This window comes from Emticicia sp. CRIBPO (assembly GCF_009905725.1).
Taxonomy (GTDB): Bacteria; Bacteroidota; Bacteroidia; order Cytophagales; family Spirosomataceae; genus Leadbetterella.
This window is the reverse complement of the sequence record NZ_JAAAKV010000009.1, coordinates 136,330-149,824: the sequence shown is the minus strand read 5'-3', so window position 1 is coordinate 149,824 and position 13,495 is coordinate 136,330. Positions and strand designations below refer to the sequence as shown.

Sequence of the window (13,495 nt, the reverse complement as noted above, 5' to 3'; positions counted from 1 at the left end):
GTTGAATCCCTTTGAGAAATGAAATTAAAATCCGGTAAAGAAGAGATAGCTTATTTATTAGGAAAGGTCATCGAGAAGTTTGAAGACGAGACCGGTCAGAAGGTGATTCGTAATTCGAACCGTAAAAACTATGAAGAAGTAGCCCGGGCCCTGAGTGTGATCAGCAACCAGCTGCCCACTACTGCCGAAGCCCTTCAGCATGAACGTTACCCACCCGAAAGAGGCATCAGGAAGTCGGAATACCCGTTCAGGAAATACGACATCACCGGCAACCAGGTCAAAGATGCATACTACAACCAGATCGTCACCCACCCCAGGCCGTTCCTGGTTGATGCCTGCTATATTTACCTTTTTGGTGTCGGACGGAAAGGCTTTGCTGAAAATCCGTCGGATCCCGCTCTTCTGGATAATGATGAGCCGGCAGTTTCAGAAGGCCCTCTTCAACAAAAGAATACTGGCAGAGGGAATTATTTAAGCTGGCGGCAAATACCCGGCTTACTAAAAGGACTGGTCTTCATTCTGACAGCAGGTCTTTTTGCGGTCACTTACTTCTGGCTGCAGGAAAAGAGTAAGCTGAAAACCCTGAAAGAAGACTTTAATATCCTGCCATATTCACCCTCAAAGGCAGAAACCGACAGCCTGGAAGGCATCTGGCTTTGTTACACCGGTTCGCCTCAGGCACGCAGTTTTGATCCGGATCGCTATCATATGGTGGTTTCGAATATTGCCGACGTAACCTATAAAGACGGATATTTTACCTTTGTCCGGTACGGATCCAATTTCAACCATACAGGATTTATGCAGTTTGAGTCGCCGTGGCTGGTATCTGTTCATTCCCGGGTAAAGAACGCCGCAGGAAATGAGTCGCCCAAACATTCCTTATTAAAACTGGAAAAAAACAAAACCCTCTCAAGCGTCATTTCCGCGTCCTGGAATTTCGACATCGGTGATCGCAACCGCATCATCGGCATCAGGGAAGTGTATATCAAACTGGGCAAAGGCGGAACCGTGAAAGAAATCATCAACGAACCTGAAAACGCCCTCTGCCGCTGTAAGATCATTAAGTGGACGCAGGCTGACGGTAAAGTGAGGTCTTTCCAGCTGAAAAACGAAAGCCTGGATTCCCTTCCTTACGAAGCTGCCAGGGAACTGCTCGACGAACACAGCATTCTCCTCCGGGAACCCGAAAAAGGTGTTATCCTGTCAGTGCCGCCCCAAAAATAACCGGATTTCCGATCTCTGAATACTGGCCCACAGCTTACCGCTTAAAGCTTATAGCCTCTCAAAAATCCAGCTTCCTCCTCAGTAAATAATCCATACCCACCAGCATACCGAGGGCAAAAAAAGTAATCGGGTAAACCATCGGGATAGCCCCCAGTTTAGGGGCGATAATGGCAAAAAAGCCCGGATGCGGGGTATGTGGGACGATCTCCGGAGAAGGAGCCCCCGGCAAGAATGCCAGCGTAATCAGGATCATGCAAGCTATGGCCACGGAATACCAGGCTACTTTGTTGATGCTTACTGTTTTCGGAGCGGGTTTTGGTGCCAGCACTTTCTGCATCACATCTTCACCGAATGAAAGCGGTGCTATTGTTACAGTTTGTTGTTTCAGCAGAAGATCCAGTGCTACCTCTCTGCTCTGAGCCGTGACTGCTTCAGCTTCAATCTGCTGCATGACCATGGCCGAAAATCCGGACGAAGGCTTGTCCGGTTCTGCTTTTTGTATCAACTTTCTGAAACGCTCTTCCTTTTTCATTGCTTTAAATTCTTTATCAAGGTAACTCACAATAAAAACCTTAACTGCTCCTCCAATATTTTCTTGGCCCTGAATAATTTCACTTTCACGTTGGATTCCGTCAGGCCCGTAATTTCCATAATTTCTTTAATTGAATTCTCATTCATATAAAACAAAGTAATCAGCAGGCTTTCCACAGGAGGCAGCTTGGCAATGGCCTGGCTGATAAATTTCTGCTCATCGCTGGCCTGCAGCCGCTCCACCTGGTTCTGGTCATCGTCCGCCATGTAAGTGTCGCTGAAATGGTCATGGATCGAAAAGACCTCCGCCTTACTTTTCTGACGCTTGGTCACCGAGGTCCTGTAAACAATGGTATACAGCCAAGTCGAGAATTTCGATTTGCCTTCAAAGCGGTGTATCTGCTGATAAGCCTTCACGAAACTTTCCTGGGCGGCGTCCTCGGCATCCCCCGAATTATGGAGGATTCTCAGGGCAATAGTGTACGCCATATCCTTGTATTTGTCTACGAGAAAACCGTAAGAAGCAGGATCTCCTTTCTTTATTCTGTCGATATAGACATTATCTTCTGCTTCTTTCATGAATTAAGGGACGCTTGCACAGGAAATGATACACTAATTTAAGTCATTGTTTTTTAACTTATGTCTTAGACCCGCTTTTTGTCGTGGAGGTTACAGATTCCGGACTATTTATTTCGAAAAATATTTTCCGGCAAATGTTGTAACCTTTTTCCCCCTTCCCCAGTCATATGTGCAATTAATTTTAAATCGTAAAATCTTAAATTAAAAATAGTATGGGACCTGGATTAGTAATGGTGGCCGGAATCATCGGCATATTTATGTTAGGGTTTATATTCTTCATTACCCGCCACAAGGAAAGGATGTCGATGATCGACAAAGGAGTAGATGCTTCCATTTTTATCAATAAAAGTTCTCCGATATCCCCAACCCTCAAATTCGGTATGCTGCTGGTGGGTTTGGCTATCGGTATCCTCATCGGCGATTACCTTCATTTCCTGGGGATGTTTAAAGGTACTGCTTTCCTGTCTATGGCTTTTCTTTTTGGCGGGCTCAGTCTGATCGCCAATTTCATCATCGAACGCAAACTGAAAGAAAAAGAAAAGCAGGATTGATCACGATAACCGGATGATTCATCACAAAAAACACAGCTTTTGAAATATTTTTACATAATACCTTGCATCGCAAAGTACCTTTGTATATATTTGTATCACCAAGTTTGGAATTTACTGTTCGTACGTTTGAACAGCCGTCAACCCAGATCTGTTGACAATGCTGTTTCAGAATTTTAAGAGAGCAATCTCTTAGCAGGATTTTTATGGTCTTTTTGTTCGTATGATAATTTAATTATGAAAAAATGAAAAAGTTATTACTTATTTACCTTCTGGCGATGGTGAGTTGTTACTCCTATGCCCAGACCGCTCCGGCACCAACCAACGCAAAGCATTTTAAGATCACAGGATCTGTGGCGGACTCCGCTTCGCAAAAGAAACTGGACTTCATCACCCTCAACCTGATGAAAGACAAGAACACCGTCGTGAAAGCCGGTTATACCAAAGAAGACGGCTCATTTGAGTTTTCGGGTCTGAACCCCTCGAAATATGTGCTTTTAATAGCGGGGGTAGGCTATAAAAGCAAAACCGTCATGGCTGACCTCAGCGATACCACCAAAAAAATACTGGACTTAGGCCCGCTTTTTATCCGGGAAGATGCCGTGGGACTGAAAGAAGTCAAAGTCAGTGCCACCAAACAGATCGTTAAACAGGAAGTCGACCGCATCTCTTATGACCTGCAGGCTGACCCCGAAAGCAAGGTTTTCAACGTCCTGGACATGATGAGGAAAGTCCCTTACCTGTCGCTGGACGCCGAAGACAACATCCAGCTGAAAGGAAACAGCGACTTTCGAATATTGATAAACGGTAAGCCTTCGAGCATGGTCGAAAGGAGCTATAAAGACGTACTGAGGAGCATGCCTGCCTCTTCCATCCTGCGTATCGAAGTCATCACCACACCGCCGTCCAAATATGACGCGGAGGGATTGTCAGGGATCATCAACATCATCACCAACAAGGCGGTGGACAACGGTTACAACGGCAGCATCAACGTCAGCGAGCGTTTTCCTGTCGGCGGACCAGGCTTTGGAGGCTCGTTATCTGCCAAATTGGGCAAATGGGGTATTTCAGCTTTTGGCGGAGGCAATCAATATAACAACCCTGAAACGACCAACATGATCGACCGGGCAACCTTTGGCGAAACCTCTACGCTGCTTACTCAACGAGGATTTAATAAATCAGCCAGTTATAACGGATACCTGGGTCTGGAGATCAGTTACGAACTGGACAGCCTCAACCTCATCTCGGGCCAGTTTAACATCAACGGCAATAAAAATGACGGTACAGGAAGGCAGACTTCATTGCTGGACAATAACATCGAAACATTGCAGGGATATCATTTAAATAACAAATGGACAGGCAACGGAACAGGGGCAGATGCGGCTCTGAACTATCAGCTGGGTTTCAAAAAGGATAAAAACCGCTTGCTGACTTTCTCTTACCGTTATTTTGGCTACGACAACGGCAATGATAACATTACCACGATCACCAACCGTGTAAATTACGACCTTCCTAATTACCGTCAGCTCAACGACCAGCGGTTTTCAGAGCAGACCTTACAGGTAGATTATGTTTATCCGGTCAAAAAACTGACGATTGAAGCCGGTTTGAAAGGCATCCTCCGTAAAAATGAAAGTGATTTTGAATACAGGACGCATAACTCTGATTCCGAGCAATACGAGGTCATTGATTTTCTGAGCAATAGTTTCTCCAATACCCAGAATATCTATGGTATCTACAATACTTACGGGTACAATTTCAAGAAATGGGGTATCAAAGGCGGTGTCCGTGTGGAACAGACCGTCCTGGATGTGGACTTTGAGTCGACCAATTCAAAAGTGAACCAGAACTATTTCAATGTGATTCCGACCCTTACCCTGAACAGGAAATTAAAGAAAGGCGGTATCAATTTCGGATACACCCAGAGGATCAGAAGACCGGGTATTTATCAGTTGAACCCTTTCGTAGACCGCTCCAACCCGAGTTTTGAGCGTACAGGGAATCCTGAGTTAAGGCCTTCTGTGATGAACGAGGTCAGTGTAGGATTTAACTGGTCGGCGAAAACGTCCTATAACCTGAGCATCGGCCATACCTTTATCAAAGACATGTTCTTCCCGGTGATCGTGTTTGATCCGGTTACGAAGATCACCCGTTCGTCTTTTGGAAATGTGGGCAAGGCCAAGTTGTTACCGATGGCCAACCTGAACATTAACCATCCGATCAGTAAAAAATGGAATCTGAGTGTTAACAGCAGATTAGCTTATGCCATGACCGAAGGCATGATCAATGGTAAACTCGTTAAAAACAAAGGTCTGATGTATGGGGCCAATATTTCGTCGGGATACAGACTGGAGAAAAACTGGAGGCTCAACGCCAATGTTAATTTCAACGGTCCGGGCATCAACATCCAGGAGAGGACCAATACTTACCTGGGCTATTCGGTGAGTGTAAACAAAGACGTGATCAAAGATAAATTATCTTTCTCGGCGTCGTTCAACAACCCCTTCAACAAATACAGAAAGAACATCAGAGAAAGCTTCGGCCCTGATTTCTTACAGAATAATGAAAGAAGAGATTACTTCAGATCATTCAATGTCAGTATGAATTACAAATTCGGAAAACTGAAAGAATCGATCAAAAAGAACAAGCGTGGCATCAGAAATGATGACGTGCAAAGTGGGGACTAAATTTTTAGCGGGTTTTTAGTGAACAAATGCATATTGCCGCACTCCTGGTGCGGCAATATATGTTTTTAGGGGTTTCGGAGATTACTTCATCTTCGAATAATCATTAGTATCTATTTTAGAACGATTTTCTGATACAATTTCCAGGTATCGCTTATCCCATGTTTCTTTATTGTGAGGGTAAGGTGTGTCGCGATACCATGCTCCGCTGGTCAGATCAGCAAAAAAGTCGTCATTTATCTCTAATTTGCCTTCTTTGTTTCTTTTTAGATAGCCACTGAATACCTCTTGATAGGCCATACTGCTGAGTTGGGTAAAAGTATTAGGTATTTTTTCATCTTTTCTACCGATAACCAAACCAGGCCCGTCGAAGAAATACCATTTCTCATTTATTTTTACACCATAAAAATAAACAATATTGTCGAAAGAGGTGGTTGTTTTTGGACTACTCAATCTGCAAGTGATTAATTTATCTCTTTTCTTATTAAAACAAATCAGTGTATCAATCTTCATTTTAACATAAGGAGCCATATTATAACGCTCAACTTTCTCCTTTTTCCACACTGCTATACTGTCATAAATAGCCGTCCGGATTTGTTCCACCTCTTCCGGGTTACTGAAAGCTACTTTATACACCTCTTCTTTGGTAATGTATTTCGGTGAGGGCTTACAGCCGCAGATGAAAATTAGCAGGGCCAGCAATAATTTTTGATTCATGTAGTTTGTTTTTTTGTCAGATACTGGAGTGTTTTTTTGATTTAGCAGACCTTATAGTGATCTTTCCTGATGCACTAAGTCCTTAGGATAATATTTGCAGTCAATAAAACTGCTGTCATCAAGACCCATGATTTTTACAACCGCCGCTGTTTCGAAGCTCCAGTAACCGGAGTATATGCAAATTTCATACTTGTGATCATCGTGCCAGCTATATTGTTTATGTCTTCTATACCATTCTTTACTAACAAACTCTTTTACTAGATACTCTGCCGACTCCTTTTCGGTTTCTTTTATTACTTGTCTTAACTTTTCGAATGTCCATGGGATTCCAAAGTATTTCCGCCAACTTTCCTCGGTTATTATTCTCCTGTCTTTTATTTTCGCCTGAATTATAAATTCATACAGAAAATCCTTTACTTTATCCCTGTCAATAAAATCTACAAGCTTTTGGAAAGTATCATTTTCAATGTCAAGTAAATAGCCTAACGATAAAATCCAGAGCATTTCGTCATAAGTTTCGGCATACTGATTATAAACTTTTCCTCTGTTGTTTAGTAGGACAACTTCAGGCATCCAACCTTTATCCATATAATAGATAGTTGTAATTAACTTTTCTTTTACACTTTCAAGATTTTCTCCGCTGGTGTAGCTGGCAATGGTACGACGAAGATGTAGGTTAAATTGGTCTTTTATAAACCATTTTACCATATCACTTGCGACTTTTCCCTTAATTAGTTTTTCTTCACCAGTTTTTAATCTTTCTATGGTTTCAATAAAAAAGAATACAAAATAAGACTCATCTTTAAATTTCTGTCGTAACATAATAGACTGATAATAAATAGAAACTTTGGAATTGATGGAGCTGTCGTTATTTCCTCACCAACTCCATCGTGTTCAACGAAAACTCATAAAACTCTTCTTCGCCCCAATTGAACTGAAATACAGTTCCTTTCTTTTTCCAGCCCAGGATGTCAAATCTTATTGCAGGAGTCCCTTCACTATTTCCTTTTCGATAAGCTTCAGCCAAATTATTCTCAATATATATTTTAATCCATGGATCTTTCTCTGCAACGAAGAAATATTGTGTTTGATTTGTCACTAAATCCTGTACCGCAAGCCTGATTTTATCTTTTTGATATCCGAATAAACGCTGAATCCATATTTTATGAGTCTCCTGTTTATTGGCCGATTTTTTACCTCCTCTGTTTGGTAAATACCAATCGGTCATAGACTTTATCTCTTCGTATCCTTTTTCCAGCTCTGACGTGTCTTGCTTAAATTCAATACAAAAATTCATTAATGACTTGTATATACATTCTGCGGCATAGCTTAACCTTTCTCCATCTGTTGGTAAACTGTGAAAATACGAACGTGACATGGAACAAATGTTGTAACCAATTCTTGCAAAACTTGGATAAGCACCTAACATAAAGTTATTAGTTCTACCATTGGTTTTTTCCTTAATTTCCACGGACATGCTATCAGAGTCGTAAAAACTTATGTTAAGTCTTACAGTATTTTCTAACTTGAATTGTCCCTGCATTTTGTAGAATAGTAAATTGGTGACATTGGAAAAAAGGTTCCCTATAATAGAACTCTCCATGTCTGATTGCCATTTATGATCTATTATTGTATAGCATGCTTTGCCGTCAGCATACCTGAAGTGTAAATCACTTCCTTCAATAAGTTTAACCTGACAAAGAACTGTCTTTTCGTTTTTCATATCAAAATATCTACTCCTTTAAATAATTGTAGCAAACAATTTAAAATCACAATTGAATCTCATTTATGACCTCTGAACCCTCCAAAATTAATACAGATATTCCTCTAAACAATACACGTCTCATGCATAAGCTTTACTTTTTTAAGGGCGTTTCAACCATACATTTTGTTTTCCCTGAAAAGAATCACACATTTGTAAAGTGAACCAATTATTCAGCATATTTGATCTGATCGTGATTGCAGGGATGATCCAGGGCATCGTCTATGCGGTTTTGCTGTTATTAAGCCCGGTAAAATCACGGGTGAAAAGTCTGACCATTGTTTTGCTGCTGGTCATGGTGCTGCTGAGTTTCAAGATCCTATTGCACACCCTGGGTTTGTGGCAGCAGCCCCTCTTCCGGTATTTTCCGCTGGCCATTGACACCCTTTTTCAGCCCCTGATTTATCTGTATGCATTGTCGCTCACAAAAGATTTTCATCAGAAAAAGGGGAGTCAACTTATTCATTTCATCATTCCGGGCCTTTTTATGTTGCACGGTCTGCTGGTCTATTTTCTCACGGTCGGCCACAATGATCCTGCCCAAAAAGAAATCCTGGCCGAAGGGTGGGGGTATAACCGAGTCAAATGGGCCGAAGATGTTCTGGCTCTCCTGTCGGCCATTTTTTATTGGGTGCTGTCGTTCAGGCATGTGCAGCAATACAGAAAATGGCTTTTTGAAAACCAGTCAGACACGCATTACCCTGAACTCACGTGGATCCGTAACCTGCTGATTGGCTCCGGGATATTTGTCATTACGCTGACGGTCGCTTCTTTACAATCCAACATCATCCAGACAGGTTCTTCAGGGTTTGTCTATACACAGCTTTTTTACGTGTACCTGTCGTTCCTGATCTATTTCTTTGCTATCAACGGCCGCAATCAGGTCTTGTCCTCACAGTGGACTACCAACCGCGAGGAATCAATACCGATTAAAGAAACCGCCGCAACTCTGCTGGAAACCACAGGACAAAACATTCCTTTTGACGACATCAGGGAAGCCATCATTACCTGTTTTGAAGAAAAACAACTGCATTTAGATCCCGACCTCAGCTTAAAACAACTCGCAGCCGCAGCCGGGTACCCCATAGCCCAGGTTTCAGCCACCATCAACCGCCATTTTGATCAGAACTTCAGAAACCTCGTTAACTCTTACCGGGTTGCCGAAGTAAAAAAGCGACTATCAGATTCCACTTATCAGCATCTCACACTCCTTGGCATCGCCCTCGACTGCGGTTTCAACTCCGAAGCCAGCTTCTACCGCATCTTCCGAAAATTCGATGGAGCCTCCCCCAAAACCTACCAAAGGTCTTCAAAACAATAACTCCGACAAAAATCCTGTTCATCCTGAAAATCTTGTAATCCTGTCAAACTCTTTCAAAACCTTCATTTATTTACACTCAAAACACGTTTTAAGTGGGCTCACAGTTTTCTATCGGCTTGTTTTACCTCAAAAAACAATATCAGAATGAAAACAATCATCACCGTCATCTTCGCCCTCATTTCATTATCGGGCCAGGCCCAGATCAGCAAAGAAACCGTGCCCCAGCAGGAACCACGTTCTTTAGATGCCCCGTTTCTGCTCAAAACCAACTGGGATCAGTGGGGTGTTTACGCTAAATACACTCCTGAAAACCAGGTATTAGGATGCTGGAGTACCGCCCTGGCTCAAATCCTGTATTATCACCAGCTGAAACCCCACGGATTGGTCGACTACCAATGCTCAAGAGGCTACAAAATCAGCGATACCCTTTCGAAGTACAACATCAATTGGAAAGATTTCGAATCAAAGATCACTCAAAACAGCTCTCCCCAAAACATTGACGCCGTCGCCAGGTATTCCTACCTGACAGCCATGGCCATTCGCAAAGACTTCGGAACAGGTAGATACCTGGAAATGGTGAATCCTGCCCCTCAGTTGGAAAAACACTTCGACTGCAAAGCGGAGTTCTACGGCAGTTTTTCCGGCAAAATTCCTTTTTCAGAGGAACAATTGCTCGGCATTGCTCAAAAAGAAAGTATCAGGCATTTGATAAAAAGAGACAGTGTGGAACTGGTAGTCATGAAGGAAATCGATCAGAAAAGACCAGTCTACCTTCACATGGGGAATTTTACGACATACGGACACTCCACGGTCATTGACGGCTATCTCAAAAAAGACGGGGTATTTTATGTGCACATCAACTACGGATCAAGTGGTTTCCGGACAGGCTGGTACGACCTCTTTAAACCCATCGACGTCGAAGACGACATCAAACTCCGGGCGTTTGTAACGGTCAGGCCGCTTAGTTCTTTGGAATAGTGATTAGATAAAAGACAGTTTCAAATGATGATGAAGTTTGAAACTGTCTTTTTTGTGCATTATTCAATAAGGATTCTCTCTTTGTAAATATTGTCACCGATATTCAACTGAAGATAATAGATGCCGGTTTTCAAATCGCTCGTATTGACTGTAATGTCCTTCTTTTGGGTATCTGTTCTGTTTGCCGCCTCTTTCTTAAGGTCGAAGGCGAGAACTTTTTCATTGTTACCATTAAATATGGTCACCTCTTTGAGTAATTCACTAAGAATAGCTTGATCCGCAAACTCAATATTCAGGCTATGCTCTTTCACAGGATTTGGACCAACTTTATACATAGATGACCCTGATAACTGAAGATAGAAAGTCCTGTCTTCTCCGTTTCCACAACTATTGTAAGTTTGACCGTAGACCCTTATAAAGGTATTCGGGTATCCATAACAAGTTGTTCCGAGAGGGCTTACGTATCCCGTTCCATTGATAACGGACCAGTTGGTTCCTGTTGTACCGTTGGTATAGAGCTGTAAGATTCCCGGCGAACCTACATAATTGGGATATTGGAGTGATCCGCCGTCAACCGTTGCATTGGTTATTTTCGGAGTCCCCCGCCAAATAGGGTGTGGAGAACTGGTCGTGCCGTCGCCGCAAGTATTTGAAGGCGTAACGGTAAATGAGCCGCCTCCGTCTGATGATGCTCCTATCGTAACGGAGGAAGTCCCCTGACCGGAAATAATGCTCGCCGTTCCTGAGGGTGTCCAGGTGTAAGTGCTGGCTCCTGTTGCCGATGCGGAAAGTGTGGTTGTCCCGCTTCCGCAGAGAATTAATGGATTAGCTCCGGAAATCGAAGCGGTACCGGCCGTAGGCCTGGTGATGTTTACCTGGAAGGTTTGGGTGGTTGTTCCGTCATTGCGTTTGGCGGTAACCTTTAAAAGGCCAGCACTTCCGGTATTTGCTGTCAGTGACACCGAGGGCGAAGAAGTGGAAGTAGAACCCGACCAACCGGATGGATATTGCCAGGTATAGGTTACGCCGGAATAGGGGTCTGTTACCACATCTGAGCCGCCATTTAAGACGACATTCACCGTCTGACTTCCGCAGGAAATACTATGGCTTCCACCGTTGCTTACCGACGCCCCGTTTAGTTTCATCGTGTTGATGGCCCCGATATGTTTTACGGTTACTGTTTCTTCCTTCACTATTGCTGTCTGAGCGACTCCACCAAGCTTATAATTTACTGTTACCTTAATTTTCTTTGGACTCGACGAATTCGAAGTATTAGGAAACCAGGCATTGTAAACCTGTAAATTTTTTACTCCTGGTGGCATTACATCGCCGCCAGGAGAGTCCCACTCATACGTTATGTCCGTAGCTGTGCTAGAAACTGAGAGGTTTGCAGTGTACACTGTGTAACTTGATATGCTTCCCGTTTTAGGCTCAATATTCGAGAAGCAAGCGGGCTCTCCACATGTAATTGTTACAGACTGAGCTAATGCTTTGAGACATAGCAATGATAAAAACAATATTTTTTTCATTTTAAAAGTTGAAGTTTAAGCCTAAAAAGGCAGTAAGGTTTGAAGAAATGGCAGCCCCTGGTAAACTAAAAATCATCCCGGCAGTCTCGCTGGTGGTTTGATTGTTATATTCAGTCTCCAATCTCAGGTATCCGGATTGATGAAAGGATTTGGAAACATCCAGCTGGCTTTCAAAATTGACAGATAGTTTATTTGTTAAAGCATACTTAAATCCAATCCCTGGACTAATAAGGATTTGATTTGTCAGGTAAGGTGCCCTCTTTGCTACGATTATCTTTGCAAAAGGTAGGATGGGAATATTGACAGAGGTTCCGCGTTCATTAATTCCCAATCTGTTGCCCAGTTGCCCGAAAACATACACGTCCATTTTACGATCAGTATAGCAGTGTTTTTCCAACCCCGCCATGGCATAAATAAACCCTGTAAGCCTGTGCTCAAAATATAAGTCACTTTTCTTTTTGAGCGACAGATTGGGCAGAAAAGAGAACCTTAGACTGATGTCTTCCTTTTTGGTGTTCAGCCGGACATAGTATTGATTAACAGTGCCTTTAACAAACAAAGATTTCAGATTTACAGCGGCCTCCCATTTACTTTTATTTTCAGTTTGAGCGGAGAGTGTAAAAAAGCTGAACAGACAGATTACTAATGCTGAGACGGTGCGTTTCATGAATTTGTTAGTTTTGTTTTCTTTCCATATTTTTAACTTTGTTTAATTGTTAGGCAAACAAAAATGCAAAGCCTGATAGTCTGCCAGGATTGATCAGGCTTTGTTTTGTCAAAGATATTTGGTTGGTGATTCTGATAAAATCACCAAATGTTAGAAAATCAGGTTAACAAATGTTAGTATTCCAGGGCTGTTTAAACGATACGGTCTCTGTGATTGCAGAAGAAAGTTAAAAGTTGAAACTCAGGCCCAAAAAAGCAGTAAGATTTGAAGAAATGGCAGCTGCAGGCAGGTTACTAAGCATGGTTCCGGTTAGATAACCATGAGTTTGTCCATTTTCAATAGTATTTAAAAGCAGATAACCCCTGCGGTTAAAAGATTTAGAAACATCCAGCTGGCTTTCAAAATTGACAGATAGTTTACTTGTTAAAGCATACTTAAAACCGATTCCGGGACTGAGCAGGATTTGGTTGGTCAGATAAGGAACTCTTTTTTCTTCTGTTATCTGCACAAGACCCGGAATCAGGATATTAATATAGTCTATGTTGTTTATTGATAATTTATCTCCCAATTGCCCAAAAATATACACATCCATCTTATGGTCAGTATAGCAATGTTTTTCCACTCCGGCCATGGCGTAAATGGAACCCGATAGCCTGTGCTCAAAATATAGGTCACTTTTCTTCTTGAGCGACAAATTGGGCAGAAATGAAAACCTTAAACTGATGTCTTCCTTTTTGGTGTTCAGCCTGACGTAGTACTGGTTGACTGTACCTTTCACAAATAATGACTTCAGATTTACAGCTGCTTCCCATTTACTCTTGTTTTCAGTTTGAGCGGAGAGTGTTAAAGAGCTGAACAGACAGATGATGAAAGAGAAAATGATGTGTTTCATATTTTTAGTTTTGTTTTGTCAAATATATCCGGGTATTGATTCCGATAAAATCCTCAAATGTTA

Annotated in this window: 13 protein-coding genes; 5 read left to right on the top strand and 8 right to left on the bottom strand. The window is 42.3% G+C overall.

All coding sequences use genetic code 11. The annotated features are described in order from the left end of the window. Window positions 1–18: 18 nt before the first annotated feature. On the top strand, window positions 19–1,224 hold the full coding sequence (locus tag GVN16_RS19185; RefSeq protein ID WP_166565553.1) for a hypothetical protein: 1,206 nt from the start codon (window positions 19–21) through the stop codon (window positions 1,222–1,224). Between the two features lie 58 nt (window positions 1,225–1,282). Here the strand turns inward: GVN16_RS19185 and GVN16_RS19180 are convergent, their stop codons facing one another. Next, window positions 1,283–1,756, bottom strand: a complete 474-nt coding sequence (locus tag GVN16_RS19180) for a hypothetical protein (RefSeq protein ID WP_166565552.1) — start codon at window positions 1,754–1,756, stop codon at window positions 1,283–1,285. Between the two features lie 26 nt (window positions 1,757–1,782). Then, complete coding sequence (locus GVN16_RS19175) at window positions 1,783–2,334, bottom strand: RNA polymerase sigma factor (RefSeq protein WP_166565551.1); 552 nt, start codon at window positions 2,332–2,334, stop codon at window positions 1,783–1,785. 212 nt (window positions 2,335–2,546) lie between these two features. Here GVN16_RS19175 and GVN16_RS19170 point away from each other — a divergent pair, with 212 nt between their 5' ends. Further along, window positions 2,547–2,885: a DUF6249 domain-containing protein gene (locus GVN16_RS19170; RefSeq protein WP_166565550.1), complete on the top strand. Its 339-nt coding sequence runs from the start codon at window positions 2,547–2,549 to the stop codon at window positions 2,883–2,885. Window positions 2,886–3,127: 242 nt separating this feature from the next. Next, a complete protein-coding gene (locus tag GVN16_RS19165; RefSeq protein ID WP_166565549.1) occupies window positions 3,128–5,569 on the top strand; it encodes an outer membrane beta-barrel family protein in 2,442 nt (813 codons plus the stop codon). Between the two features lie 81 nt (window positions 5,570–5,650). On the opposite strand, the gene GVN16_RS19160 is transcribed toward GVN16_RS19165, so the two are convergent. The 3 genes from GVN16_RS19160 to GVN16_RS19150 are packed head-to-tail and all read right to left on the bottom strand — an operon-like array spanning window position 5,651 to window position 8,006. Next, on the bottom strand, window positions 5,651–6,283 hold the full coding sequence (locus tag GVN16_RS19160; protein WP_166565548.1) for a hypothetical protein: 633 nt from the start codon (window positions 6,281–6,283) through the stop codon (window positions 5,651–5,653). A 51-nt stretch (window positions 6,284–6,334) separates the two neighbouring features. Beyond that, a complete protein-coding gene (locus GVN16_RS19155) occupies window positions 6,335–7,105 on the bottom strand; it encodes a PoNe immunity protein domain-containing protein (RefSeq protein WP_166565547.1) in 771 nt (256 codons plus the stop codon). A gap of 46 nt (window positions 7,106–7,151) precedes the next feature. After that, complete coding sequence (locus tag GVN16_RS19150; protein WP_166565546.1) at window positions 7,152–8,006, bottom strand: hypothetical protein; 855 nt, start codon at window positions 8,004–8,006, stop codon at window positions 7,152–7,154. 199 nt (window positions 8,007–8,205) lie between these two features. On the opposite strand from GVN16_RS19150, the gene GVN16_RS19145 reads away from it, so the two are divergent. After that, entirely contained in the window at window positions 8,206–9,366 is a 1,161-nt protein-coding gene (locus GVN16_RS19145) for a helix-turn-helix domain-containing protein (RefSeq protein ID WP_166565545.1), read from the top strand. A 144-nt stretch (window positions 9,367–9,510) separates the two neighbouring features. Next, window positions 9,511–10,344: a C10 family peptidase gene (locus tag GVN16_RS19140; protein WP_166565544.1), complete on the top strand. Its 834-nt coding sequence runs from the start codon at window positions 9,511–9,513 to the stop codon at window positions 10,342–10,344. Between the two features lie 59 nt (window positions 10,345–10,403). On the opposite strand, the gene GVN16_RS19135 is transcribed toward GVN16_RS19140, so the two are convergent. The 3 genes from GVN16_RS19135 to GVN16_RS19125 all read right to left on the bottom strand — a co-directional run bounded on the left by GVN16_RS19135 (window position 10,404) and on the right by GVN16_RS19125 (window position 13,432). Continuing rightward, window positions 10,404–11,873, bottom strand: coding sequence for a T9SS type A sorting domain-containing protein (locus GVN16_RS19135; protein WP_166565543.1), 1,470 nt, complete (start codon window positions 11,871–11,873; stop codon window positions 10,404–10,406). 1 nt (window position 11,874) lies between these two features. Continuing rightward, the gene (locus tag GVN16_RS19130) at window positions 11,875–12,540 is read right to left on the bottom strand and encodes a hypothetical protein (RefSeq protein WP_166565542.1); all 666 of its coding nucleotides are present in this window, start codon (window positions 12,538–12,540) and stop codon (window positions 11,875–11,877) included. Between the two features lie 226 nt (window positions 12,541–12,766). After that, on the bottom strand, window positions 12,767–13,432 hold the full coding sequence (locus GVN16_RS19125) for a hypothetical protein (protein ID WP_166565541.1): 666 nt from the start codon (window positions 13,430–13,432) through the stop codon (window positions 12,767–12,769). Window positions 13,433–13,495: the final 63 nt, after the last annotated feature.

Bases quoted from the DNA above. Each gene is read 5' to 3' on its own strand.
- GVN16_RS19185 (WP_166565553.1), top strand. From the start codon at position 19: ATGAAATTAAAATCCGGTAAAGAAGAGATAGCTTATTTATTAGGAAAG.
- GVN16_RS19180 (WP_166565552.1), bottom strand. From the start codon at position 1,756: ATGAAAAAGGAAGAGCGTTTCAGAAAGTTGATACAAAAAGCAGAACCG.
- GVN16_RS19175 (WP_166565551.1), bottom strand. From the start codon at position 2,334: ATGAAAGAAGCAGAAGATAATGTCTATATCGACAGAATAAAGAAAGGA.
- GVN16_RS19170 (WP_166565550.1), top strand. From the start codon at position 2,547: ATGGGACCTGGATTAGTAATGGTGGCCGGAATCATCGGCATATTTATG.
- GVN16_RS19165 (WP_166565549.1), top strand. From the start codon at position 3,128: ATGAAAAAGTTATTACTTATTTACCTTCTGGCGATGGTGAGTTGTTAC.
- GVN16_RS19160 (WP_166565548.1), bottom strand. From the start codon at position 6,283: ATGAATCAAAAATTATTGCTGGCCCTGCTAATTTTCATCTGCGGCTGT.
- GVN16_RS19155 (WP_166565547.1), bottom strand. From the start codon at position 7,105: ATGTTACGACAGAAATTTAAAGATGAGTCTTATTTTGTATTCTTTTTT.
- GVN16_RS19150 (WP_166565546.1), bottom strand. From the start codon at position 8,006: ATGAAAAACGAAAAGACAGTTCTTTGTCAGGTTAAACTTATTGAAGGA.
- GVN16_RS19140 (WP_166565544.1), top strand. From the start codon at position 9,511: ATGAAAACAATCATCACCGTCATCTTCGCCCTCATTTCATTATCGGGC.
- GVN16_RS19135 (WP_166565543.1), bottom strand. From the start codon at position 11,873: ATGAAAAAAATATTGTTTTTATCATTGCTATGTCTCAAAGCATTAGCT.
- GVN16_RS19130 (WP_166565542.1), bottom strand. From the start codon at position 12,540: ATGAAACGCACCGTCTCAGCATTAGTAATCTGTCTGTTCAGCTTTTTT.
- GVN16_RS19125 (WP_166565541.1), bottom strand. From the start codon at position 13,432: ATGAAACACATCATTTTCTCTTTCATCATCTGTCTGTTCAGCTCTTTA.